The sequence below is a fragment of the Streptomyces sp. DH12 genome (genome assembly GCF_020873895.1).
Classification (GTDB): domain Bacteria; phylum Actinomycetota; class Actinomycetes; order Streptomycetales; family Streptomycetaceae; genus Streptomyces.
Genome location: NZ_JAHWGT010001239.1, coordinates 1 through 433, shown reverse-complemented (window position 1 = coordinate 433; position 433 = coordinate 1). Strand labels below are relative to the sequence as shown.

Below are 433 nucleotides of genomic sequence, written 5' to 3'. Positions count from 1 at the left end.
GGACCCCACGTGCGCTTTCGTCTGACCCCCAGGGAGACGAGCTTCTACGACATGTTCGCCGCGTCGGCGGACAACATCGTCACCGGCTCCAAGCTCCTGATGGAACTGCTCGGGGCGGACACCTCCGCCCGGGCCGAGATCGCAGAGCGTATGCGGGCCGCGGAACACGCAGGTGACGACGCCACGCACGCGATCTTCCACCAGCTGAACTCCTCGTTCATCACGCCGTTCGACCGCGAGGACATCTACGCCCTGGCGTCGTCCCTCGACGACATCATGGACTTCATGGAGGAGGCCGTCGACCTGGTCGTCCTCTACAACGTCGAGGAACTGCCCAAGGGCGTCGAGCAGCAGATCGAGGTCCTGGCGCGGGCCGCGGAGCTCACCGCGGAGGCCATGCCGCACCTGCGCACCATGGAGAACCTCACCGAGT

1 protein-coding gene is annotated in these 433 nt (G+C 66.1%); it reads left to right on the top strand.

The features are described 5' to 3' along the window. Positions 1-9: 9 nt before the first annotated feature. The coding region (locus LPA54_RS39440) for a DUF47 domain-containing protein (RefSeq protein ID WP_228985205.1) at positions 10-433 on the top strand (424 nt) is incomplete at its 3' end.